This window comes from Streptomyces incanus, from assembly GCF_042656345.1.
GTDB classification, from domain to species: Bacteria; Actinomycetota; Actinomycetes; order Streptomycetales; family Streptomycetaceae; genus Streptomyces; species Streptomyces incanus.
Map to the genome: position 1 here is coordinate 13,535 of NZ_JBHSPC010000073.1, position 22,257 is coordinate 35,791.

The 22,257-nt window shown below is 70.0% G+C and carries 19 protein-coding genes, 1 pseudogene and 1 riboswitch; of the genes and pseudogenes, 13 read left to right on the forward strand and 7 right to left on the reverse strand.

Annotated features, from left to right (window positions below; genetic code table 11):
• The first annotated feature begins 315 nt into the window (after nucleotides 1-315).
• The 3 genes from ACFP2V_RS22200 (at nucleotide 316) to ACFP2V_RS22210 (ending at nucleotide 3,039) form a co-directional block, all read left to right on the forward strand.
• Complete coding sequence (locus ACFP2V_RS22200) at nucleotides 316-1,155, forward strand: 1-aminocyclopropane-1-carboxylate deaminase/D-cysteine desulfhydrase (protein WP_381215531.1); 840 nt, start codon at nucleotides 316-318, stop codon at nucleotides 1,153-1,155.
• 301 nt (nucleotides 1,156-1,456) lie between these two features.
• A complete protein-coding gene (locus ACFP2V_RS22205; protein WP_004925829.1) occupies nucleotides 1,457-1,870 on the forward strand; it encodes an ATP-binding protein in 414 nt (137 codons plus the stop codon).
• A gap of 17 nt (nucleotides 1,871-1,887) precedes the next feature.
• On the forward strand, nucleotides 1,888-3,039 hold the full coding sequence (locus tag ACFP2V_RS22210) for an RNA polymerase sigma factor SigF (RefSeq protein WP_381215189.1): 1,152 nt from the start codon (nucleotides 1,888-1,890) through the stop codon (nucleotides 3,037-3,039).
• A gap of 49 nt (nucleotides 3,040-3,088) precedes the next feature.
• Here the strand turns inward: ACFP2V_RS22210 and ACFP2V_RS22215 are convergent, their stop codons facing one another.
• On the reverse strand, nucleotides 3,089-3,532 hold the full coding sequence (locus tag ACFP2V_RS22215; RefSeq protein WP_381215192.1) for a hypothetical protein: 444 nt from the start codon (nucleotides 3,530-3,532) through the stop codon (nucleotides 3,089-3,091).
• 217 nt (nucleotides 3,533-3,749) lie between these two features.
• On the opposite strand from ACFP2V_RS22215, the gene ACFP2V_RS22220 reads away from it, so the two are divergent.
• Both ACFP2V_RS22220 and ACFP2V_RS22225 read left to right on the forward strand, forming a co-directional pair.
• Nucleotides 3,750-4,718 carry a diacylglycerol/lipid kinase family protein gene (locus tag ACFP2V_RS22220; RefSeq protein WP_381215194.1) on the forward strand — a complete coding sequence of 323 codons (969 nt, stop codon included), beginning with the start codon at nucleotides 3,750-3,752 and terminating at the stop codon, nucleotides 4,716-4,718.
• Nucleotides 4,719-5,037: 319 nt separating this feature from the next.
• Complete coding sequence (locus ACFP2V_RS22225) at nucleotides 5,038-5,295, forward strand: WhiB family transcriptional regulator (RefSeq protein ID WP_030219886.1); 258 nt, start codon at nucleotides 5,038-5,040, stop codon at nucleotides 5,293-5,295.
• Nucleotides 5,296-5,574: 279 nt separating this feature from the next.
• On the opposite strand, the gene ACFP2V_RS22230 is transcribed toward ACFP2V_RS22225, so the two are convergent.
• Nucleotides 5,575-7,050 (reverse strand): sensor histidine kinase, encoded by a 1,476-nt coding sequence (locus ACFP2V_RS22230; protein ID WP_381215198.1) that lies wholly within the window; start codon nucleotides 7,048-7,050, stop codon nucleotides 5,575-5,577.
• 633 nt (nucleotides 7,051-7,683) lie between these two features.
• On the opposite strand from ACFP2V_RS22230, the gene nagB reads away from it, so the two are divergent.
• The 7 genes and pseudogenes from nagB to ACFP2V_RS22265 all read left to right on the forward strand — a co-directional run bounded on the left by nagB (nucleotide 7,684) and on the right by ACFP2V_RS22265 (nucleotide 16,041).
• Entirely contained in the window at nucleotides 7,684-8,469 is a 786-nt protein-coding gene (nagB, locus tag ACFP2V_RS22235) for a glucosamine-6-phosphate deaminase (RefSeq protein ID WP_381215201.1), read from the forward strand.
• A 214-nt stretch (nucleotides 8,470-8,683) separates the two neighbouring features.
• Entirely contained in the window at nucleotides 8,684-9,448 is a 765-nt protein-coding gene (locus ACFP2V_RS22240; RefSeq protein WP_381215204.1) for a GntR family transcriptional regulator, read from the forward strand.
• Between the two features lie 267 nt (nucleotides 9,449-9,715).
• Entirely contained in the window at nucleotides 9,716-9,982 is a 267-nt protein-coding gene (locus ACFP2V_RS22245) for a DUF3311 domain-containing protein (RefSeq protein ID WP_381215207.1), read from the forward strand.
• Complete coding sequence (gene mctP, locus ACFP2V_RS22250) at nucleotides 9,979-11,619, forward strand: monocarboxylate uptake permease MctP (protein ID WP_381215210.1); 1,641 nt, start codon at nucleotides 9,979-9,981, stop codon at nucleotides 11,617-11,619. Before ACFP2V_RS22245 ends, mctP begins: the two co-directional genes overlap by 4 nt.
• 59 nt (nucleotides 11,620-11,678) lie before the next feature.
• Nucleotides 11,679-12,247: pseudogene (locus tag ACFP2V_RS22255) on the forward strand (GNAT family N-acetyltransferase); the annotation flags it as partial.
• Between the two features lie 81 nt (nucleotides 12,248-12,328).
• Nucleotides 12,329-12,468: riboswitch (cobalamin riboswitch) on the forward strand.
• 124 nt (nucleotides 12,469-12,592) lie between these two features.
• Nucleotides 12,593-15,022 (forward strand): ribonucleoside-diphosphate reductase subunit alpha, encoded by a 2,430-nt coding sequence (locus ACFP2V_RS22260; RefSeq protein WP_381215534.1) that lies wholly within the window; start codon nucleotides 12,593-12,595, stop codon nucleotides 15,020-15,022.
• Nucleotides 15,022-16,041 carry a ribonucleotide-diphosphate reductase subunit beta gene (locus ACFP2V_RS22265; RefSeq protein WP_381215213.1) on the forward strand — a complete coding sequence of 340 codons (1,020 nt, stop codon included), beginning with the start codon at nucleotides 15,022-15,024 and terminating at the stop codon, nucleotides 16,039-16,041. Before ACFP2V_RS22260 ends, ACFP2V_RS22265 begins: the two co-directional genes overlap by 1 nt.
• A 55-nt stretch (nucleotides 16,042-16,096) precedes the next feature.
• On the opposite strand, the gene ACFP2V_RS22270 is transcribed toward ACFP2V_RS22265, so the two are convergent.
• On the reverse strand, nucleotides 16,097-16,345 hold the full coding sequence (locus ACFP2V_RS22270) for a hypothetical protein (protein ID WP_381215216.1): 249 nt from the start codon (nucleotides 16,343-16,345) through the stop codon (nucleotides 16,097-16,099).
• Nucleotides 16,346-16,439: 94 nt separating this feature from the next.
• Here ACFP2V_RS22270 and ACFP2V_RS22275 point away from each other — a divergent pair, with 94 nt between their 5' ends.
• A complete protein-coding gene (locus tag ACFP2V_RS22275; RefSeq protein WP_381215219.1) occupies nucleotides 16,440-17,402 on the forward strand; it encodes a GlxA family transcriptional regulator in 963 nt (320 codons plus the stop codon).
• Nucleotides 17,403-17,507: 105 nt separating this feature from the next.
• Here ACFP2V_RS22275 and ACFP2V_RS22280 read toward each other — a convergent pair whose 3' ends face one another.
• From ACFP2V_RS22280 to ACFP2V_RS22295, 4 genes are all read right to left on the reverse strand, one after another.
• Entirely contained in the window at nucleotides 17,508-18,929 is a 1,422-nt protein-coding gene (locus tag ACFP2V_RS22280) for a bifunctional albaflavenone monooxygenase/terpene synthase (RefSeq protein WP_381215222.1), read from the reverse strand.
• Nucleotides 18,926-20,011, reverse strand: a complete 1,086-nt coding sequence (cyc1, locus tag ACFP2V_RS22285; protein ID WP_381215225.1) for an epi-isozizaene synthase — start codon at nucleotides 20,009-20,011, stop codon at nucleotides 18,926-18,928. Before cyc1 ends, ACFP2V_RS22280 begins: the two co-directional genes overlap by 4 nt.
• Nucleotides 20,012-20,331: 320 nt before the next feature.
• Nucleotides 20,332-20,982 (reverse strand): peptide deformylase, encoded by a 651-nt coding sequence (gene def / locus ACFP2V_RS22290; protein WP_381215228.1) that lies wholly within the window; start codon nucleotides 20,980-20,982, stop codon nucleotides 20,332-20,334.
• 178 nt (nucleotides 20,983-21,160) lie between these two features.
• The gene (locus tag ACFP2V_RS22295) at nucleotides 21,161-22,141 is read right to left on the reverse strand and encodes a tetratricopeptide repeat protein (RefSeq protein ID WP_381215231.1); all 981 of its coding nucleotides are present in this window, start codon (nucleotides 22,139-22,141) and stop codon (nucleotides 21,161-21,163) included.
• Nucleotides 22,142-22,257 lie beyond the last annotated feature (116 nt).

Consider the following 22,257-nt stretch of genomic DNA (forward strand, 5'->3'; position numbering starts at 1 on the left):
ATCGGCTGAGTGTTCGCCCGAAGCCCGGTCGGCAACGGCGGAATCCAGCCATGCTCACTCCCCCGACCCGACCCGCCCGGCGCCCCGGTGCCCCCTCAGGGCGACAATGCCCCCGTGACCAGCACGGACACCCCCGATCCCGACACCGGCCCGACGCCAGGCACCCGCCCCGGCCCCGATCCCACGACCTCCGCCGCCCTGGCCTCCACCACCGCGGCCTCCACCGTCCTGACCTCCGCGCCCTTCGTCACCCCCGCCGGTCACGGAGGTCTCGCGGGTCTGCGCCCCCGGCTGCCCTCGCCGGTGCAGGACGTCATGGACGAACGGTTCGAGCGGCGCGGTGTCCGGCTGGTACTGAAGCGGGACGATCTGATCCACCCGGAGCTGATCGGAAACAAGTGGCGCAAACTCGCGCCGAATCTGTCGGCGGCGGCCGGACGGACGGTGCTCACCTTCGGCGGCGCCTACTCCAACCACCTGCGGGCCACCGCCGCCGCCGGACGGCTGCTGGGGCTGCCCACGGTCGGCGTGGTGCGCGGCCAGGAACTCGCCGGCCGCCCCCTCAACGCCTCGCTGGCCCGGTGCGTGGCCGACGGTATGCGGCTGCACTTCGTCGACCGGATGACCTACCGCGGCAAGACCGCGCCGGCGACCCTCGCGGCCGTGCTGCGCGAGGCGGGCGCCGAGGGCGCTTACGTCGTCCCCGAGGGCGGCAGCAACGCCCTCGCCGTGCGCGGCTGCCAGGTGCTCGGGGAGGAGCTGGCCGGGCGGGCGGACGTGGTCGCGGTGGCGTGCGGCACCGGCGGGACGCTCGCCGGGCTGGTCTCCGGGCTCGGCCCGGGCGGGCGCGCGCTGGGCGTTCCGGTGCTCAAGGGCGGCTTCCTGGCCGCCGAGATACGGGGACTGCAGGCCGAGGCGTTCGGCGGTCCACGCGGCGACTGGAACCTGGACGACCGCTTCCACTTCGGCGGCTACGCCCGGACCACCCCGGAAATCGACGCGTTCGCCGCGGACTTCGAGCACCGTCACGGCGTGCCCGTCGAACGTGTCTATGTCGCCAAGTTGCTTTACGCCCTTGCCGCTCTGGTGGAGGAAAACGCGTTCCCGCGCGGGAGCACGGTCGCGGCCGTCGTCACCGGGCGTCCTTTCCCGTGAGCGGGCGGGCTGTGGGCAAGGGCTTCCGGACGCCTCCCGACGCACCCCCGAGAGGACTCCGGTACCGGAAGGTTCGACCGTCTGACGTCTGGGTACGTCAATCCGGCGCGCGCTCTTCCCATTCGGGCCCGCAGACCCCTAGCCACGGAAAGTATCCATAGTTTTACTATGAGTGACAGCGTGGGGTCGGGGTCCCGGGGACAGGACCATCCGGAGCGCGGTAGCGTCACCGCTGAACCACATATCGCGTCATCCGGGGGCGACCCCGATCCTGAACGCTTGTACCACCTTGGAGGTGAGGGTGTCCCAGATCGCAGGCGAGCCCGCGACCCAGGACTTCGTGGAAGTCCGGCTGCCGGCCGCGGGTGCCTACCTGTCGGTGCTGCGTACGGCCACCGCCGGCCTCGCGGCCCGTTTGGACTTCACCCTCGACGAGATCGAGGACCTGCGCATCGCGGTCGACGAGGCCTGCGCGATCCTGCTTCAGCAGGCCGTGCCGGGCTCGGTGCTCAGTTGTGTCTTCCGCCTCGTCGACGACTCGCTCGAGGTCACCGTCTCGGCGCCCACCACGGACGGCCACGCCCCTTCGCGTGACACCTTCGCGTGGACCGTGCTGTCCGCTCTCGCGGGCAAGGTCTCCTCCGCCGTGGACGAGGACAAAACCGTTTCGATCAGCCTCTACAAACAGCGCGGCGCGGGACCCGGGCCGGCGTGAGGAACGAGGACGGGCCGGTGCGGGACGAAGAACGCGGCACACGCGAGCTGCCGGCCGAGCGGATTCCGGTCGGCGTCGACGGCATCGACGCCATCCCGGAACAGGCCCGGCCGCATCCGGAGGACGACTCCGCGGTGGCCGGCGCTCCGGACGGTGGTCGGCACGACGCCGCCGCGCGGAGCATGCCTGAGGCCGGTCGGCCCGGTGTCTCCCCCGGCCACGGGGGAGGCCGGGTGCGTGCGGAGCCGTCGGCGGGGGACGAGGCGAGCGCTCGGGGAAGGGCGACGGGCGGGACGATGAACGAGCACGAGCGACACGCCGGGAGCGAGGTGCCGCAGACGCAGGGCACGCCGGGCACGCGGGGCGCCCGGCGCACACCGGAAACCCCGGGCACGCACGGCGCACAGCGCGACCCGCAGGACCGCAGCGGGGCGCGTGCCTTGTTCCTCGAGCTGCGCACGCTGCAGGACGGCACTCCGGAGTACGCGGAGCTGCGCAACCGGCTGGTCCGCATGCATCTGCCGCTCGTCGAGCATCTCGCGCGCCGTTTCCGCAACCGCGGGGAACCGCTGGACGACCTGACGCAGGTCGCCACCATCGGCCTGATCAAGTCGGTCGACCGCTTCGACCCGGACCGTGGCGTGGAGTTCTCGACGTACGCGACCCCGACGGTCGTCGGCGAGATCAAGCGGCACTTCCGCGACAAGGGCTGGGCGGTGCGCGTCCCTCGCAGGCTGCAGGAGCTGCGGCTGGCGCTGACGACGGCGACGGCCGAGCTCTCGCAGCAGCACGGCCGCTCCCCCACGGTCCACGAACTCGCCGAGAAGCTGGCGATCTCGGAGGAGGAGGTCCTGGAGGGTCTGGAGTCCGCCAACGCGTACTCCACGCTGTCCCTGGACGTTCCCGACACCGACGACGAGTCCCCGGCGGTCGCGGACACCCTGGGCGCGGAGGACGAGGCGCTGGAGGGCGTGGAGTACCGCGAGTCGCTGAAGCCGCTGCTCGAGGACCTGCCTCCGCGCGAGAAGCGGATTCTGCTGCTGCGTTTCTTCGGCAACATGACCCAGTCGCAGATCGCCCAGGAGGTGGGCATCTCTCAGATGCACGTCTCCCGGCTGTTGGCCCGCACGCTGGCCCAGTTGCGGGAGAAGTTGCTCGTGGAGGAGTGAGTCCCGAAAGGCGGCCCGGACCGTGAACCGCGCCCCGGGCCGTGGGGCGCTACTTCTCGGCGTTCCCGGGCCCCCGGATGCCGAGGGCCCGGGTCGTCTCGGGGTTCAGCAGCAGTACCAGGGCCGTGACGGCCACCACCGCGAGCACGATCCCCGCCGGGATGGCCACGCTGTCGGACTGCAGCAGGTTGTAGGCCACCGGCAGGGCCAGGAGCTGGGTGATGACGGCCGGGCCGCGGCTCCAGCCGCGGCGGCCGAGCAGCCCGCGTGCCGCGAGCAGCGGCAGCAGGGCGAGGATCGCGAGCGTCACTCCGCCGGTGACGGCCTGCTGCCGGTCGTCCGGCTGTCCCGTGAGCCCGAGGACCAGCATCCAGACCCCGCCGACCAGCAGAGCCAGCCCTTCCAGGGCGGCGAGCCCCGCGGCGTACGTCAGGCGGCGCGGGCGGGGGCCGGCGGGGGCCGGGGCGGTGGTGGGGGTCTGCTCGCTGCTCACCCTTGAAGGGTAGCCCTCGCCCCGCTCGCCCCCGTGCCGAGGTTCACGCCCCCTCCTCCACCCGTGCCACCCCTGGCTCCGTCCCCCCTTTCCCCCCGGCCCTGTCCCGATTCGTCCCGGACCCGCCCCTGATCACGCCCCTGGGTCCACCCTCGCCCCCGCTCCCGACCTCACCTCGGCCTGGGCCCGGTACCACCCAGTAGGTACCCTGCAACGCATGCGTGCACTTCTCGTGGTCAATCCGGCGGCAACCACTACGAGTGCGCGCACGCGTGATGTACTGATCCACGCCCTCGCCAGCGAGATGAAGCTGGAGGCGGTCACCACCGAGTACCGCGGCCACGCGCGCGACCTGGGCCGGCAGGCGGCGGAGAGCGACGACATCGACCTGCTGGTGGCCCTCGGCGGCGACGGCACGGTCAACGAGGTCGTCAACGGCCTGCTGCACGCCGGCCCCGACCCAGAGCACCTGCCCGGCCTCGCCGTGGTCCCCGGCGGCTCCACCAACGTCTTCGCCCGCGCCTTGGACCTGCCCAACCACCCCGTGGAGGCCACCGGTGCCCTGCTGGACGCCCTGCGCAAGGGCCGCGAACGCACCGTCGGCCTGGGCCTGACATCGGGCACACCGGGAACGGACGACGAGGGCGTGCCACCCCGCTGGTTCACCTTCAACGCGGGGCTGGGCTTCGACGCCGGCGTGGTCGGCCGGGTGGAGCAGCACCGGGAGCGCGGCAAGAAGTCCACTCACGCGCTGTACATGCGTCAGGTCGTGCGTCAGCTGATCGGTGAACCGCACCGCCGGCACGGTGTGATAACGCTCGAGCAGCCGGGCGAGGACCCGGTCAGGGATCTGGCGCTCTCCATAGTCTCGAACGCCTCCCCGTGGACGTTTCTCGGCAATCGCCCGATCTACGCGTCACCTAAGGCCTCGTTCGATACCGGCCTCGACATCTTCGGTCTGAAGCGGCTGTCCGCCTCCGCCCTTGCCCGGTATGGCACCCAGTTGCTCACTTCGTCCCCCGAGCGCGGGCCTCGGGGCAGGCATGTGACCGCGGGGCACGATCTGACCCAGTTCACCTTGCATTCGAAGGTGCCACTGCCCCTCCAGATGGACGGCGACCACCTCGGACTGCGAACCAGCGTGACGTTCACAGGCGTTCGCCGTGCACTGCGTGTGATTGTGTGAGCGGAAAACGCTAAAGTCCTTTCACTCGAACGTTTAGACCAGGGTCCACCCCATGGAAGTACGGCTGTGACCTAGTCGACACCGATGAATCAAAAAAAACTTTCCGGAAGGGGTTGTATCCGCCGCCGAGGTTTGCGAGTCTCTACATGGCGATCGGGACGGCCCGCAACACCGGCCTCCACAGATCACCGGAATCCCTCTTCAAACTCAAGGACCACGCCAGGGAACCTGGCGTTCGGCCCTTCACTTGTTGGGGGATTCGTGAAAGCGTTCACATTCACAAGCTACATGTAGTTCATACCAAGGAGAGGTAGCAGCCATGGACTGGCGTCACAACGCCGTTTGCCGCGAGGAAGACCCCGAGCTCTTCTTCCCCATCGGCAACACCGGTCCTGCGCTGCTGCAGATCGAGGAAGCCAAGGCCGTCTGCCGTCGCTGCCCGGTGATCGAGAGCTGCCTTCAGTGGGCACTCGAGTCCGGTCAGGACTCCGGCGTCTGGGGTGGTCTCAGCGAGGACGAGCGCCGCGCAATGAAGCGCCGCGCCGCCCGCAACCGGGCCCGTCAGGCCTCCGCCTGACAACCCACCCCTGCTGACAGCCTGAGCTTGGCGGCGCGTACAGCGCGTACGCATCTCCCGCCCCCGAGCCGCAGCACGCAGTTCCCCGGTGCTCCCCCGAGTTCTCGGCTCATCTTGAGCCGGAGGGGAACCCATCAGTCAAGCAAGAGCCCCGGACGGGTACCCGTCCGGGGCTCTTCGCTGCTCGCCGACCGCACGGGCCCACGTCACCAGCCCACGCCCGCAGCCCAACGCCACCGGTCCAGGCCATTGGCGCACGTCACTCGTCGTCACTCACCGTCACTTGTCCACGGCCACCGGCACGTCCAGGATCACCCGCGTCCCCCCGTCCGGGGCCGGGACCATGTCGAAAGTGCCGCCCAACTCGCCCTCGACCAGGGTCCGTACGATGTGCAGTCCCAGGTTGCCGCCGGTGTGCGGGTCGAAGTCCTCGGGCAGGCCGACGCCGTCGTCCTGGACGGTGACCAGCAGGCGGGCCTCCTTGGTGGTGCCGCCGCGGACCGCGGCCACCTCGACCGTGCCGGTGTCGCCCTCGCGGAAACCGTGCTCCAGGGCGTTCTGCAGAACCTCCGTCAGCACCATCGACAGCGGGGTGGCGACCTCCGCGTCGAGTATGCCGAAGCGGCCGGTGCGCCGGCCGGTGACCTTGCCCGGCGAGATCTCGGCGACCATCGCCAGGACACGGTCGGCGATCTCGTCGAACTCCACCCGCTCGTCCAGGTTCTGGGAGAGCGTCTCGTGCACGATCGCGATGGAACCGACCCGGCGCACCGCCTCCTCCAGCGCCGCGCGTCCGCGCTCGGAGCCGATCCGCCGGGCCTGGAGGCGCAACAGCGCCGCCACCGTCTGGAGGTTGTTCTTCACCCGGTGGTGTATCTCCCGGATGGTCGCGTCCTTGGTAATCAACTCCCTTTCACGACGGCGAAGTTCGGTGACGTCCCGGAGCAGGACCAGCGAACCGATGCGGGTCCCCTTCGGCTTGAGCGGGATCGCCCGGAACTGGATCACCCCGCCGGGCGCCTCGATCTCGAACTCGCGCGGCGCCCAGCCGCTGGCGACCTTCGCCAGTGCCTCGTCCACCGGTCCGCGGGAAGGCGCCAGTTCGGCGGTGGTCCGACCGAGGTGGTGGCCGACCAGGTCGGACGCCAGACCCATCCGGTGGTAGGCGGACAGTGCGTTCGGGGAGGCGTACTGGACGACCCCCTCGGCGTCGAGCCGGATCAGCCCGTCCCCCACACGGGGCAACGCGTCCATGTCGAGCTGCTGGTTCGCGATCGGGAAGGTGCCGGCCGCGATCATCTGGGCGAGGTCGGAGGCACTCTGGAGGTAGGTGAGCTCCAGCCGGCTGGGAGTGCGCACGGTGAGCAGGTTGGTGTTGCGCGCGATGACCCCGAGCACGCGGCCCTCCCGCCGTACGGGGATGGACTCGACGCGGACCGGGACCTCCTCGCGCCACTCCGGGTCGCCCTCGCGCACGATCCGCCCCTCGTCCAGGGCCGCGTCCAGCATGGGGCGGCGGCCGCGCGGGACGAGATGGCCGACCATGTCGTCCTGGTACGAGGTCGGGCCGGTGTTGGGCCGCATCTGGGCGACGGAGACATAGCGGGTGCCGTCGCGGGTGGGGACCCACAGGACCAGGTCGGCGAAGGAGAGGTCGGAGAGCAGTTGCCACTCCGAGACCAGCAGATGGAGCCACTCGAGATCGGAGGCGTCGAGAGCGGTGTGCTGGCGTACGAGTTCGTTCATGGAGGGCACGTCAGCGAGCGTACTCGGGACGTCGCGCCCTCTCCCGGGAGCACCCGCGGGCCGCGGCGCCTGAGAGGGACCCTCAGCCCTCCCGGCACCGCAGCCCGGAGCGACATCGGCCGCGGGGTGTGCGGCCCCGTTCGGCCGAGGGACGAGGATCCGGGGCAGTCAGGGCAGAGAGCTCCGGGTCCTCGGTCCGCCTTCCTGTGCGGGGAAGGCAGGCTTGCGTGCGCTGCACTGTTACGCATTGTGGACTAGACCACTACCCGTGTCCATGTGTCGGAGACTGTTCGTTGTTGTCTTTTCTCGTGCTCACGCGATCGCATACTCACGCCGCCATCGGGACAACGGTCGAGCGGGACAACGGTCAAGCGGACCTACGGGCGTCCGGCATTCACCCTATCCCGCAGGCGTGCGCCAGGGAACGGAATTCCATGGTCATTTCGGTCGGCGGGCCGCGACCGTCCCGCGCTGGGATGCTGGGGAAAGGCCGGGGCGGACTCCCGTGGGAAATGCCGCCGCCCTCCGCCCGGGAACGGGGCCCGCTCTGTTAGATTTAAGATTGGTCTAAACCACACGGCTGCCCCGCTCCGCTCCAGGATCGGTCCCAGCCGAGTCCCCTCCCAGAACGGCAGGCTCAGCGTGGAAGTTGTCATCGTTCCGGATGCCAAGGCCGGCGGCGCACTCATCGCCGGGGCCATGGCAGATCTCCTGCGGCGCACCTCCGACGCCCTGCTCGGCGTGGCCACCGGCTCGACGCCCCTGCCCGTCTACGAGGCACTGGCGGCCCAGGTGCGCTCCGGCGCCGTGGACACCTCCCGGGCGAGGATCGCCCAGCTCGACGAGTATGTGGGGCTCCCCGCCGATCACCCCGAATCCTACCGGTCGGTGCTCCGGCGCGAGGTCCTGGAGCCGCTCGGCATCGGCACGGACGCCTTCATGGGCCCCGACGGCACGGCCGAGGACGTACAGGCCGCGTGCGAGACGTACGACAGGGCGCTGGCCGAGGCCGGCGGCGTCGACCTGCAACTGCTCGGCATCGGGACGGACGGGCACATCGGGTTCAACGAGCCGTGCTCCTCGCTCGCCTCGCGCACCCGGATCAAGACGCTGACCGAGCAGACCCGGGTGGACAACGCGCGCTTCTTCGACGACGACATCGACCAGGTCCCGTACCACGTCATCACCCAGGGCATCGGTACCATCCTGGAAGCCCGCCACCTGATCCTGCTCGCCACCGGCGAGGGCAAGGCGGACGCGGTCGCCGCGACCGTCGAGGGCCCGGTGGCCGCGGTATGCCCGGCGTCCGCGCTGCAGCTGCACCCGCACGCCACGGTCGTCGTCGACGAGGCCGCCGCGACCAAGCTCAAGTTCGCGGACTACTTCCGGCGCACCTACGCCAACAAGCCGGACTGGCAGGGGATCTGACCGGAAGCCCTCGGGCTCCCCCGCCCCGCGCCACAGCCCGTGGCCGCCGCACCCCCCGGGCGGCCACGGTGGACTAGACCAGCCCCCGGCTCGGCGGTATACAGAGGGGATCACGGAGCGTACGGGGAACCTCCCCGGCCGCGACCGTGCCACGATGTGGGCCGGAGCCGACGGGGTATCGGCCGTGCGGCACTCGGAGCCGGGAAGGCAGAGCATGAGCACCGACGTCAGCGGTACGGAGAACGAGGGTGGGGCTACGGTCCGTACGGCGCGCGTGCCCAAGTACTACCGCTTGAAGAAGCACCTGCTCGACATGACGGAGACGGCTCCTCCCGGTACGCCGGTCCCGCCCGAGCGCACCCTGGCGGCGGAGTTCGACACCTCGCGCACCACCGTGCGCCAGGCGCTCCAGGAGCTGGTGGTCGAGGGGCGTCTGGAGCGCATCCAGGGCAAGGGCACCTTCGTCGCCAAGCCCAAGGTCTCGCAGGCGCTGCAACTCACCTCGTACACCGAGGACATGCGTGCGCAGGGTCTGGAGCCCACCTCGCAACTGCTGGACGTCGGCTACATCACCGCCGACGACGGGCTCGCCGCACTGCTCGACATCACCCCCGGCGGGCGGGTGCTGCGCATCGAGCGGCTGCGCATGGCGAACGGCGAGCCGATGGCCATCGAGACCACCCACCTCAGCGCGAAGCGCTTCCCGGCGCTGCGCCGCAGCCTGGTCAAGTACACCTCCCTCTACACCGCACTCGCCGAGGTGTACGACGTCCATCTGGCGGAGGCCGAGGAGACCATCGAGACCTCCCTGGCCACCCCGCGCGAGGCCGGCCTGCTCGGCACCGATGTGGGGCTGCCGATGCTGATGCTCTCCCGGCACTCGCTGGACCGGGACGGGCAGCCGGTGGAATGGGTGCGCTCGGTGTACCGGGGCGACCGGTACAAGTTCGTGGCCCGGTTGAAGCGCCCGCAGGACTGATTCCGAAGCGGGATCCCACGACCGGAGCTCACAGCCGGACCCCGCAGCCCGGACCCCGCAGCCCGGAGCGGCCGAAGAGGCGGTGCCGAGCCGTGGGCGGAACAGCACAAGCCGGACGGTTGACGGAAAATTCACCGCCGTTGAGTCAGCCTTCCGTGGAGTTTAAGTACGCAATCCCCACGAGGGGTTCCGCCCCGCTCCGACGCTGACCTAGATTTCCTGCGCATTGCGCAGTGCAGGAGATCAGCGAGGGGACGGAGTCGTTCGATGTCGCAAGCCCCAGATTCCAGCAGAGGTCCGGTGGTGACGCCCGCGCGCGTCGTCATCGGCGTCTGTCTTCTAGCACCGTTCGTGGCCCTGTTACGGGTCGACTCGTACGCGAGGACCGACCCCGCCTTCATCGGCATCCCGTTCTTCTACTGGTACCAGATGCTGTGGGTGCTGATCTCCACCGCCCTGACGGTGATCGCGTACAAGCTGTGGCAGCGTGACCAGCGTGCCCGCGCGGCGGCGAAGGGCGGTGCCGAGCGATGAACGACGGCGTGAACGGCGTGGCACTCGCCGTCTTCATCTTCTTCTTCGTCCTCGTCACGGCGATGGGTTTCCTGGCCGCCCGCTGGCGCAAGGCGACGAACGAGCACAGCCTCGACGAATGGGGCCTGGGCGGACGGTCGTTCGGTACCTGGGTCACCTGGTTCCTGCTCGGCGGCGACCTGTACACGGCGTACACCTTCGTGGCCGTACCGGCGGCGATCTACGCGGCGGGCGCGGCGGGCTTCTTCGCCGTGCCGTACACCATCCTCGTCTACCCGCTGATCTTCACCTTCCTGCCGCGGCTGTGGTCGGTGTCGCACAAGCACGGCTATGTGACGACCTCCGACTTCGTGCGCGGCCGGTTCGGCTCGAAGGGGCTGTCGCTGGCGGTGGCGGTCACCGGCATCCTGGCCACGATGCCGTACATCGCACTCCAACTGGTCGGCATCCAGGCCGTGCTGGACGTGATGGGCGTCGGTGGCGGCGAGAACACCAACTGGTTCGTCAAGGACCTGCCGCTGCTGATCGCCTTCGGTGTGCTGGCGGCGTACACGTACTCGTCGGGTCTGCGGGCCCCCGCGCTGATCGCGTTCGTGAAGGACACGCTGATCTACCTCGTGATCGCGGTGGCGATCATCTACATCCCGATCAAGCTGGGCGGCTTCGACGACATCTTCGCCAGGGCGAGCGAGGCGTACAGCGGGACCAACCCGGCCACGGGCGCGCCGCGCGGTTCGCTGGTGCCGGGCGAGGCGGGACAATGGACTTACGCCACGCTGGCGTTGGGCTCGGCGCTCGCGCTGTTCATGTATCCGCACTCGATCACCGCGACGCTGTCCTCGCGCAGCCGTGAGGTGATCCGCCGCAACACCACGATGCTGCCGCTGTACTCGCTGATGCTGGGCCTGCTGGCGCTGCTCGGCTTCATGGCGATCGCGGCCGGGGTCGAGGTCAGCAACGGGCAGCTGGCGATCCCGCAGTTGTTCGAGAACATGTTCCCGGCCTGGTTCGCCGGCGTGGCCTTCGCCGCCATCGGCATCGGGGCGCTGGTGCCGGCGGCGATCATGTCGATCGCCGCCGCGAACCTGTTCACCCGCAACATCTACAAGGACTTCATCAAACCGGACGCGACACCCGCGCAGGAGACCAAGGTCTCCAAGGTGGTCTCGCTGCTCGTGAAGGTGGGTGCGCTGGTCTTCGTCCTCACCATGGACAAGACGGTCGCCATCAACTTCCAGCTGTTGGGCGGCATCTGGATCCTGCAGACCTTCCCCGCCCTGGTGGGCGGCCTGTTCACCCGCTGGTTCCACCGCTGGGCGCTGCTCGCGGGCTGGGCGGTCGGCATGGTCTACGGCACGGTCGCGGCGTACGGGGTGGCCTCGCCGACGCAGAAGCACTTCGGCGGCTCGTCCAAGGTGATCCCGGGTATCGGCGAGATCGGCTACATCGGCCTCACCGCCTTCGTGGTCAATGTCCTGGTCACGATCGCCCTGACCTTCGTCCTGAGGGCCGTCAAGGCGCCCGAGGGCATCGACGAGACCCGGCCGCAGGACTACACGGCGGACGCGGGCGATCCGGGCGTCAGCACCGAGCTGCCCCTGGACACGGCTGACACGGCCGCCGACGGCAAGCGCTGACGCGGTACGCGGGTACGACAACGGGCCGCGGATGTCTCCGGCGGCCCGTTGTCGTACCCGTGGGGCGCACTCGCCCCACAGACATCGTCACCCGGCCGGTGGAGCCGTACGAGTTCGAGGAACTCGGTGAACTCACCGCGCAGGCCTGTCTGCGCGACGGGCTGCTCGACTTCGGGGAGAGCGACGCGTACCTCGGTGAGCTCAGGGACGTCGCCGGGCGGGCCGCGGCCGCCGAGGCACCGGTCGCCGTGGAGGGGACCGGAGCGTGTCCCGGGACGTCGGAGGCGGGCGGCGCGGGAAGGGTGCTGGACGGGGTGACGTTCGTACCGCGCGGCGGGCCGATGGCCGATATGGCCGGGCCCGGCGAGGCGGAGATCCGGATGCTCGCGGTTGCCCGCACAGCCCGGCGCCGGGGTGTCGGGGTGTCGGGGAGGCCCTCGTCCGCGCCTGTGCCGACCGGGCACGGGCCACGGAGGGGTGCGTACGGATCGTGCTGTCGACCCGGCGGACGATGCGTACGGCCCACCGCATCTACGAGCGTCTCGGTTTCGTCCGCTCCCCCGGGCGGGACTGGAACCCCGTTCCGCACCTGGACGACATCACGCTGCCCGCCTATGAGCTGACGCTCCGACACCCCTGCGGGCCCTGCACCGCAGCGCCCGCCGGGACACAAGATATGGGACTGCCGACAGCGCCCGGCACAAGATGTATGCTCATGCTCGCTGTCGCCGCAGGGGAATCCGGTGCGAATCCGGAACTGTCCCGCAACGGTGTACTTGTGCGTGTTCGCGTTTCCCGCGTGCCCGCACGGGCTTCAGTCCGAGGACCTGCCGACAGTGCGCCCGGCCGTCCGGTCCGGGTGCCCGACGTCCGGGCCTCGCGGAATGGGCCGGTGGACGCGTGGCACGTTCGCGTGCCCGTGTGCTGCCCCCGCCCTCGCCGAGGCCCCGTGCCGAGCGAGGGAGAGCCCCACGTGACCATCGCGCCAGCCGATCCTGCTTCAGCGGTCGAGGTGAGCGACGGCCCCGGTGCCGCGCTGCTGCGGACCCTGACCGAGCTGACCGCCGATCTCCCCGACGCCGACCCCGGCCGGGTCGCCGCCGCCGCGCTGCGCGGCCGGTCCGCCCATGCGGACGAGGCCGAGCTGCGCGAGCTGGCCACCGAGGCGGCGGCCGGGCTCATCTCCGAGGATCCCGTCTACTCCCGGCTCGCCGCCCGCCTGCTGACCCTCGGCATCCGCGCCGAGGCCGCCTCGCAGGGTGTCACGTCGTTCACCTCGTCGATCGCCGCCGGGCACCGCGAGGGCCTCATCGCGGACCGGACCGCCGAGTTCGTCCTGCTGCACCCGGACCGTCTTGACGCGCTGATCGACCCCCGCGCGGACGACCGCTTCGGCTACTTCGGGCTGCGCACCCTGTACAGCCGCTATCTGCTGCGGCATCCGGTCACCCGCAAGGTCGTCGAGGCACCGCAGCACTTCCTGCTGCGGGTCGCCGCCGGTCTCGCCGAGAACGGCACCCCCCGCGCGGTGGACGAAGTCGCCGCGCTGTACGGCCTGATGAGCCGCCTGGAGTACCTTCCCTCCTCCCCCACCCTGTTCAACTCCGGTACCCGGCACCCCCAGATGTCCTCCTGTTACCTGCTCGACTCCCCCAAGGACGAGCTGGACTCCCTCTACGACCGCTACCACCAGGTGGCCCGCCTCTCCAAGCACGCCGGCGGCATCGGCCTGGCCTACTCCCGCATCCGCTCGCGGGGTTCGCTGATCCGCGGCACCAACGGGTACTCCAACGGCATCGTCCCGTTCCTGAAGACCCTGGACGCCTCCGTCGCCGCCGTGAACCAGGGCGGCCGGCGCAAGGGCGCGGCGGCGGTCTACCTGGAGACCTGGCACTCCGACGTCGAGGAGTTCCTGGAGCTGCGCGACAACACCGGTGAGGACGCCCGCCGTACGCACAACCTGAACCTCGCGCACTGGGTGCCGGACGAGTTCATGCGCCGGGTCGACGCCGACACCGCCTGGTCGCTGTTCTCCCCGTCCGACGTTCCGGACCTGGTCGACCTGTGGGGCGAGGAGTTCGACGCGGCCTACCGGGCCGCCGAGGCCGCGGGCCTGGCGCGGAAGACGATCCCCGCCCGGGAGCTGTACGGGCGCATGATGCGGACCCTCGCCCAGACCGGCAACGGCTGGATGACGTTCAAGGACGCCGCCAACCGCACCGCCAACCAGACCGCCGAGCCCGGCCACGTCGTCCACTCGTCCAACCTGTGCACGGAGATCCTCGAGGTCACCAGCGACGGGGAGACAGCGGTCTGCAACCTGGGCTCGGTCAACCTCGGCGCGCTCGTCGACCCGGCGGCCGGTGACCTGGACTGGGAGCGGCTGGACGAGACCGTGCGCACAGCCGTCACCTTCCTCGACCGGGTCGTGGACATCAACTTCTACCCGACCGGGCAGGCGGGCCGTTCCAACGCGCGCTGGCGCCCGGTGGGGCTGGGAGTGATGGGCCTCCAGGACGTCTTCTTCGCCCTGCGTCTGCCCTTCGACTCCCCGAAGGCCCGGCGGCTCTCCACCCGGATCGCCGAGCGCATCATGCTCGCCGCGTACGAGACCTCCGCCGATCTCGCCGCGCGCCCCCGGACGCCCGCGACGGGCTCCGGGACAGCAGGAACCCCTGTCGGCCCCCTGCCGGCCTGGGAGCACACGCGTACCGCCCGGGGCGTGCTGCACCCCGACCACTACGACACCGAACTCGCCTGGCCCGAGCGCTGGTCGGCGCTGCGCGAACGTATCGCCTCCGTCGGCATGCGCAACTCGCTGCTGCTGGCGATCGCGCCGACCGCCACCATCGCCTCCATCGCCGGCGTGTACGAGTGCATCGAGCCGCAGGTGTCCAACCTGTTCAAGCGCGAGACGCTGTCCGGCGAGTTCCTCCAGGTCAACTCGTATCTGGTGAACGACCTGAAGCGGCTGGGCGTGTGGGACGCGCGGACCCGCGAGGCGCTGCGCGAGGCCGGCGGCTCGGTGCGGGACTTCACCTGGATCCCCGAGGAGGTGCGCGGCTTGTACCGGACGGCGTGGGAGATCCCGCAGCGTGCCCTGATCGACATGGCCGCCGACCGCACCCCGTTCCTGGACCAGTCGCAGTCGCTGAACCTGTTCATGGAGACGCCGACCATCGGCAAGCTCTCCTCGATGTACGCCTACGCCTGGAAGCGGGGTCTGAAGACCACGTACTACCTGCGCTCCCGACCGGCGACCCGCATCGCCCGCGCGGCCCAGGCGCAGACCACTGCCACCGCCGCCGGCCCCGCTCCCGCCCCTGCCCAGCAGCCGGCCGCCGGCCCCGAAGCCGTCGCCTGCTCCCTTGAGAACCCCGAGTCCTGCGAGGCCTGCCAGTAATGACCACCGCCCCCCGAACCCAGAACCTGCTCGAGCCGGGCTTCGAACTCACCCTGCGCCCCATGCGTTACCCCGACTTCTACGAGCGCTACCGGGACGCGATCAAGAACACCTGGACCGTGGAGGAGGTCGACCTCCACTCGGACGTCGCCGACCTCGCGAAACTGAGCCCCTCCGAACAGCATCTGATCGGCCGTCTGGTGGCGTTCTTCGCCACCGGCGACTCGATCGTGGCCAACAACCTGGTGCTCACCCTCTACAAGCACATCAACTCCCCGGAGGCGCGGCTGTATCTGTCGCGACAGCTCTTCGAGGAGGCGGTGCACGTCCAGTTCTATCTGACCCTGCTGGACACCTATCTGCCCGATCCGGAGGACCGGACGGCCGCGTTCGCGGCGGTGGAGAACATTCCGTCCATCCGGGAGAAGGCCGAGTTCTGCTTCAAGTGGATGGACTCGGTGGAGAAACTCGACCGGCTGGAGACGCGGGCCGACCGCCGCCGCTTCCTCCTCAACCTGATCTGCTTCGCCGCGTGCATCGAGGGCCTGTTCTTCTACGGGGCGTTCGCCTATGTGTACTGGTTCCGCAGCCGGGGCCTGCTGCACGGTCTCGCGACCGGCACCAACTGGGTGTTCCGGGACGAGACGATGCACATGTCCTTCGCCTTCGACGTGGTCGACACCGTCCGTGAGGAGGAGCCGGACCTGTTCGACGACGAGCTCCAGCAGCAGGTGACGGACATGCTGCGCGAGGCGGTCGAGGCGGAGCTGCAGTTCGGGCGCGACCTGTGCGGCGACGGGCTGCCGGGCATGAACACCGAGTCGATGCGGCAGTACCTGGAGTGCGTGGCCGACCAGCGGCTCACCCGTCTGGGCTTCGCTCCGGTGTACGGCTCGGACAACCCGTTCTCCTTCATGGAGCTCCAGGGGGTCCAGGAGCTGACGAACTTCTTCGAGCGGCGTCCGTCCGCGTACCAGGTCGCCGTGGAGGGCACGGTCGACCTGGACGAGGAGTTCTAGCAGAACAGCCCTCGGGGGAACCTCCACGGGGCGTCTGCCCGGGCGCCACCCCGCCTCACGCCGCGCGTGCGGTGTGGTGCGAGGTGGCACTCCGCGCGGGGCCGTGCGCGGGACTCCGCGCCGGCCGGGACGCCCCGGCCAAGGTGTGGCGCCGCTCGACGGCGCGGTCGGTCCCGGCCTGCTTCAGCTGTCGGTCGATCCTCCGCTCGTGCACGATGCCGATGACGGCGGGGAGGACCATCAGGACGAGCAGTCCGAGGACGGTCAGCATTCCGATCAGCGCTTCCACGTGTGTCGTCTCCATGGACACCACTGTCTCGCCGGACGCTCCTTACCGAACAGTGGCAGGACTGCCGTGCACCCTCGATTTACTGCCGTCGGCGGGGCACACTGGAGTCATGCTCCGCAATGTGGCCGCCGTCCTGCTCGACAGCGTGAACCCCTTCGAACTCGGCGTCGTCTGCGAGGTCTTCGGCGTCGACCGCAGCGACGACGGTCTGCCCGTCTACGACTTCGCGGTCGCCTCCGCCGAAGGCCCCTCGCTGCGCAGCAACACGGGCTTCTCGATCCAGGTCGAGCACGGCCTGGACCGGCTGGAGACGGCGGACCTCATCGCCGTACCCGCCGGGTCTCGCTATGAGTCGCGGGACTTCCCGCCCGGGCTGCTGGACGCGCTGCGCCGGGGCGTGGACCGGGGGGCCAGGGTGCTCAGCGTCTGCTCCGGCGTGTTCGTACTCGCCGCCGCCGGTCTCCTCGACGGCCGGCGCGCCGCCGCCCACTGGCGGCACGCGGACGCGCTGACCAGGAAATACCCCCACCTGACCGTCGAACCGGACGTGCTCTACGTCGACGAGGACCCGGTGATCACCTCCGCGGGCACCGCCGCCGGGATCGACGCCTGTCTGCACCTCGTGCGCAAGGAGCAGGGCCCCGAGGTCGCCAACCGGATCGCCCGGCGCATGGTGGTGCCCCCGCACCGCGACGGGGGCCAGGCCCAGTACATCGAGCGCCCGCTGCCGCTGCCCGGCGGCGACACCGTGTCCGAGATGCTGGTGTGGATGGAGCGGCATCTCGACGAGGAGGTCACCGTCGAGCAGCTGGCGGCGCGCGCCCATATGTCCCCGCGCACCTTCGCCCGCCGCTTCCAGCAGGAGACCGGCACCACGCCGTACCGCTGGATCCTGCGCCAGCGCGTCCTGCTCGCCCAGCGCCTGCTGGAGGGGACCGACGAGACGGTGGACGCGGTCGCCGGCCGTACGGGGTTCGGCAACGCGGCCGCGCTGCGCCACCACTTCGTACGCACCGTGGGGACGACCCCGAACGCCTACCGGCGGACGTTCCGCGGCCCGGAGGCCGCCTGAACGCCCGCCGGCGGCGGTGCCGCTCCCGCCCGCGGACGTGGTGCTCCCGCCGGCGGACGTGGTGCGCCCGCCGGCGGACGTGGTGCGCCCGCCGGCGGGGACGGTTCAGCGCGCGATCGGCCTGAGCATCAGCCGGTGCGGGCGCAGCGTGATGCCCACGTGTGTGGCGTCGTCGGAGCCGGGCACGCACTCGAAGCGGTACTTCGTCGCCAACGCGGCCGTGATCAGGCTGAGCTGGGCCATCGAGAAGTGGTCGCTCGGGCATTTGCGGTTGCCCACGCTGAACGGACTCATGGCGAACTTCGGAACGTCCTTCGCGCGCTCCGGAAGCCAGCGGTCGGGATCGAACTCCAGGTTCCGCGCGTACGACTTCGGATCGCGCTGGATCGCGTACGGACTGTAGATGATGTCCGCTCCGGCCGGAATGCGATAGCCACCGAGTTCCGTGTCGGTGACCGCCCGGCGCGTCAATATCCAGACGGCGGGCCGCAAACGCATGACCTCGACGACGACATTGTTGGTGTGTGTGAGCTTGTGGATGTCGTCGAATGCCACCGGGCGGCCCCCGGTAACGGCGAGAACTTCGTCACGCACCCGGTCGCCGTGTTCCGGGTGCGTGGCAAGTGCCTGGAGCAACCACATGATCGTGGAGGCGATCGTCTCGCTGCCGGGAGTGAGTATCGCGACCACTTGGTCGTGGATCTCCTGCTCCCCGATCGGGTCGCCATTGTCGTCCTTCGCCTCCAGCAATGCCGTCAGCAAATCGTCCGGCTTTTGACCGGAAGCGCGACGCTCGGCGACGATCTCGTCGACCACGCGATGCAAATCGGCCAGGGCCCGGTTGAATTCGCGATTGGCCGGAAGCGGCAGCTTGTACAGCGGGCCGAGCGGCACCACCATCCGCCGGTACATACCGCGGAAGACGGTGGCGAGCGCGACACACAGCCGCTCCGCCCGCTCGTCCATGTACTGCCCGCGCAGGAGGCAGCGCGCGGCGACGCGCACGGCGATCCGGAACGACTCGGAGGTGCAGTCGACCGGCTCCCCCGATGCCCAGCGTCCGGTCAGCGCGTGGGCCTCCTCCTCGATGATCGGGCCGTAGGCGGGGATGGCGTCGAGCTTGAAGGCGGGCTGGATGGTGCGCCGCTGGCGCCGGTGCAGCGGGCCGTTGGCGGTGGCCACGCCCTCCTTGCCGAGCAGACCCTCCAGGGACTCCCACAGAGGGCCGGAGATGATGTAGTCGGGGCTCAGCGCCAGTGCCCCGGTGAGGGCGGGCGTGGTGACGGCGTACACCGTCTTGGGACCCAGCTTCAGCCGCACGATGTCGCCGTGGTCGCGCAGCTGGGACATGAAGGCCAGCGGATCGCGGACCAGTTTCAGGCCGTGGCCGAGGCCGGGGAAGCCTCCGCCGGCCACCGGCGCCACACGCAGCCCGGTCGCGTCGGTCCTCGCCTGGGCTGCTCCGTCGGACGCTTCGGTCGTTCCGGATGCGTCGGGTGCGTCGGGAGTCACCGACTCGACGGTCATTTCTCACCTGCCGCTTCGTTGTTGACATACGGGGGCGTGGACCGGTCGTCCCAGCTGTCGACCATGTACCGGCCGGACTCGTGGTGGAACCAGTAGACAGAACTGAACCAGTTCCGCATGTTGACGAGGCAGGCCCGCACGGCCGCGCCCCGTTCCTTTCCTCCCACTGTGCCGTCGTCAAGACCGTCGGCGAATCGTAAGGCTTCCTGTTCCGTGTCGAGAAATTCAGCTATGCATTTCTCGATGCGGCGCCTCACCTCGACGACCGCCTCTTCGAGGGTCAGCCCTTCATGGACGATGAGACTGATTCCGAGATTGTGTACCTCATTGCCCGCCAATTCCTTCGGGAGTGAGCAGAGGTCGTTGTACCAGGCCGCGAATTCCTGACTCAGCAGGGCCGCCTTCCGATAGGACGGGTTCTTCCGTACGGCGTCCGGCAGCTCACAGCCCGCACTCGGCTCCAGGAGATCGGTCCAGATCCAGTGTGCGAAGGTGAGCCGGCGTAGTTCCAGATACTCCTCGACGGTGGGGACGATTCCCTCCGTACGATTGCGGAATTCCCGGTCGTACGCCTCGATCACCGTGTGGAAGTGCCGGGCGAACCGGGCGTTCCACGTGTCCGGAAGGAACGAGTACAGCCGCCGCACACCGTCCGCGAGCCCGGCCACCAGTGCGTCCTCGTGACGCAGGTGGTCCGTGGGACTGTCGAGGGCCGCGTGCAGCTGGTCCTTCAGCCGCCGCCAGGCGTCGGGGCGGCCGTGCACGATGTCGCGGTCGTGCCGGTCGTCCCAGACGAAGAACCACGCGCTGTAGTCCGCTATCGCCTGGAGGACTTCGTCGGCGGCGCCTGTGTAGTAGCCCGCCATGAGGTCCGTGTAGCACAGTCCGTCGGCATATTCCTCCACCTTGTCCGCCGGCATGAGCCGCTTTTCGAGCAGCCACGCACGGGTTTCCTCCTGGAGCTTCGGCCAATACGGATGGAGTTGCCGGGGAAACGCCGCCTCGATCACCGGAAGAGACAGCGCCGGTGGAACTGTGATGGTGGTCGGTTTCGATGTGGTGCCGTGTGACAAAGCATGCACGAACAATCCCCTCTCAGCCGCCGGTCGGCGCGCACCCCTTCCCCCGTGCCGGACGCGCGCCCTTACCTATCCCCACTCCTCCATTCAGCACCACAACCGCCCCTCCTGGGAACGCATTTGCCTCTTCACTACCCTGCGGTGCCGAGAATCTCCCCTTGTGTGTCTGATTTCGCGCTGACGGCCCGTCGAAGGGTCGAACGCCTGACGAAAAGACGAACGGCGCCTGTTCCGGAGGGGGTGCCGGAACAGGCGCCGTGCGCGAGGGAGTTCTGCGAACCAGGGGGGTCAAGGACCCTGGCAGTCATGAAGGTGGCAGGAGGTCAGTCGTTGGCGACCACGGGATAGCGCGGCTCGTTCTCGTCCATCTGCCGCAGCGCGTCCTTGCGTTCCCGCTTGGAGAGCCGGTCGATGTACAGGTAGCCGTAGAGATGATCCGTCTCGTGCTGCAAACACCGTGCGAAGTAGCCGGTGCCACGCACCTTGACCGGGTTGCCCAGCTCGTCCTGACCCGTCACCTCGGCGTAGTCGGGCCGGGCCAGCGGCGCGTACGCGGTGGGGACCGACAGGCAGCCCTCGTTGGAGTCGTCCAGCCGGCGCTTCTCGGCCGGCAGTTCGACCAGCTTGGGGTTGCAGACCACGCCGACGTGGCGCGCGCCGTCGTCGTCCGGGCAGTCGTAGACGAAGACCTTCAGGTCGACGCCGATCTGGTTGGCGGCCAGGCCCACGCCCTCGGCGGTGCGCTGGCTGGCGAACATGTCCGCGACCAGCTGCTGGAATTCCGGGCCGAAGTCGGTGACGTCCCGGCACTCCTTGTGCAGCACCGGGTTGCCGACCACGGTGATCGGCCGCGAGGTGCCGCGCTCGACCCAGGCGGCCTCGCGCTCCGCGCAGCCCTCCGTGTCGATGACGTACCCCTCCTCGTCGACGGGGAGCACGCCCGCGTGCTGCTGATCGGTGTCCTGCTGAGCCATGACCGACGTACGCCTTCCTGGAAAACATGGGGTGTGATGTTGATACAGGGTACGGCGAACGGCCCGCCCGCCGACCGGCCCGCGCTCGCAGCCTGCCTCATGGCCGGTCCGGTGGCCGGTCCGGTGAACGGCCAAAGGACAGTCCGGTGCCCCGTCCGGTCAACGGGCTCCGAACGGCCTAGCAGACCTCTTCGAGGTCCCGCCAGTCCCGCGAGTCCGGGCTGTCCGCGACCCATCCGTCCAGCAGACCGCGGACCAGTGAGGGCGGCGCGGCGAGCCCGCACTCGCGCTCCGGCACCCACAACTGCCCGTCGGTACGATGGCCGAGCGGTCCGGGATGTCCCGGCTCACTGTGGTCGTGCGGGTCGAGGTGCTCGCCCTCGCCCTCGTCGGACGGCATCCGGGACTCCGAGCACATCCGGCACAGCAGCCGCACCGACGACGACCAGTCCTCGGCGGCGAACCCGGCGTCCGCGGCCAGTTGCTCCAGGGCGTCCCGGTCGGCCTCGCTCGCGGCCTCCAGCAGGACCACCCAGGTCGGCACCGGTGAGGGCGCCCACAACTCGATCTCGTCGAACACCGGGTAGGTGTGCCCGGCCGCCGTGCTCCGCTCACCGTGCGGCACCCCGTCGTGCAGGACGACCTCGCCCCAGCGGCGGCCGGAGGACGGCAGCGGAATGGACAGCACCTCGATCCGGGCGGGATCGAGCCGCCGTCCCCAGACGACCTCGGCCTCCCCCTCCGGGGACAGCCGTACCGCCGCGCTGCCCAGGTCCATGCCGAGCGGCTCGCCGGATTCGGTGGGGCTCCCGGGCACCTTCAGCCCGTAGGCCTGCCAGGCGCGGCGGGCCAGCGGCCAGTCCTGCAGGGCGGTGGCGGCGATGCCGACGTTCCACCAGTCCGGCGCCCCGGCGTCCCGGTCGAGCAGCGCCACGGCCCTGAGGCCCGCCGCCCGCGCCTGCTCCCAGTCGTGCCGGAACTTGTGCAGCAACGCGAGGTTGAACCAGGACTCCGACAGCCAGGGCTCCAGATCGGCGGCCCGGGTGAGCAACGCGCCCGCGTCCTCGTAGCGGCCGTCGCCGATGAGTGTGAACGCGCGGTCGGTGGCCTGCCGCCAGGAGGCGGAGGGCCTGTTCCGTCCCTTGCCGAAGATCCTCACGATTCCCGCCTGCCAGTTCCGTGCGGTGGGCGGCCTAGCCCCCGGACACCGTCTCCTTCGCATCCAACCACGTACGGCTGGAAGGGCGCTCATTACCCATGGGTTACCCCGGACCT

Bases quoted from the DNA above. Each gene is read 5' to 3' on its own strand.
- mctP (WP_381215210.1), top strand. From the start codon at position 9,979: ATGAACGACGGCGTGAACGGCGTGGCACTCGCCGTCTTCATCTTCTTC.
- ACFP2V_RS22200 (WP_381215531.1), top strand. From the start codon at position 316: ATGGACGAACGGTTCGAGCGGCGCGGTGTCCGGCTGGTACTGAAGCGG.
- ACFP2V_RS22220 (WP_381215194.1), top strand. From the start codon at position 3,750: ATGCGTGCACTTCTCGTGGTCAATCCGGCGGCAACCACTACGAGTGCG.
- ACFP2V_RS22245 (WP_381215207.1), top strand. From the start codon at position 9,716: ATGTCGCAAGCCCCAGATTCCAGCAGAGGTCCGGTGGTGACGCCCGCG.
- ACFP2V_RS22240 (WP_381215204.1), top strand. From the start codon at position 8,684: ATGAGCACCGACGTCAGCGGTACGGAGAACGAGGGTGGGGCTACGGTC.
- ACFP2V_RS22280 (WP_381215222.1), bottom strand. From the start codon at position 18,929: ATGACCGTCGAGTCGGTGACTCCCGACGCACCCGACGCATCCGGAACG.
- ACFP2V_RS22270 (WP_381215216.1), bottom strand. From the start codon at position 16,345: ATGGAGACGACACACGTGGAAGCGCTGATCGGAATGCTGACCGTCCTC.
- ACFP2V_RS22275 (WP_381215219.1), top strand. From the start codon at position 16,440: ATGCTCCGCAATGTGGCCGCCGTCCTGCTCGACAGCGTGAACCCCTTC.
- ACFP2V_RS22265 (WP_381215213.1), top strand. From the start codon at position 15,022: ATGACCACCGCCCCCCGAACCCAGAACCTGCTCGAGCCGGGCTTCGAA.
- ACFP2V_RS22225 (WP_030219886.1), top strand. From the start codon at position 5,038: ATGGACTGGCGTCACAACGCCGTTTGCCGCGAGGAAGACCCCGAGCTC.
- def (WP_381215228.1), bottom strand. From the start codon at position 20,982: ATGGCTCAGCAGGACACCGATCAGCAGCACGCGGGCGTGCTCCCCGTC.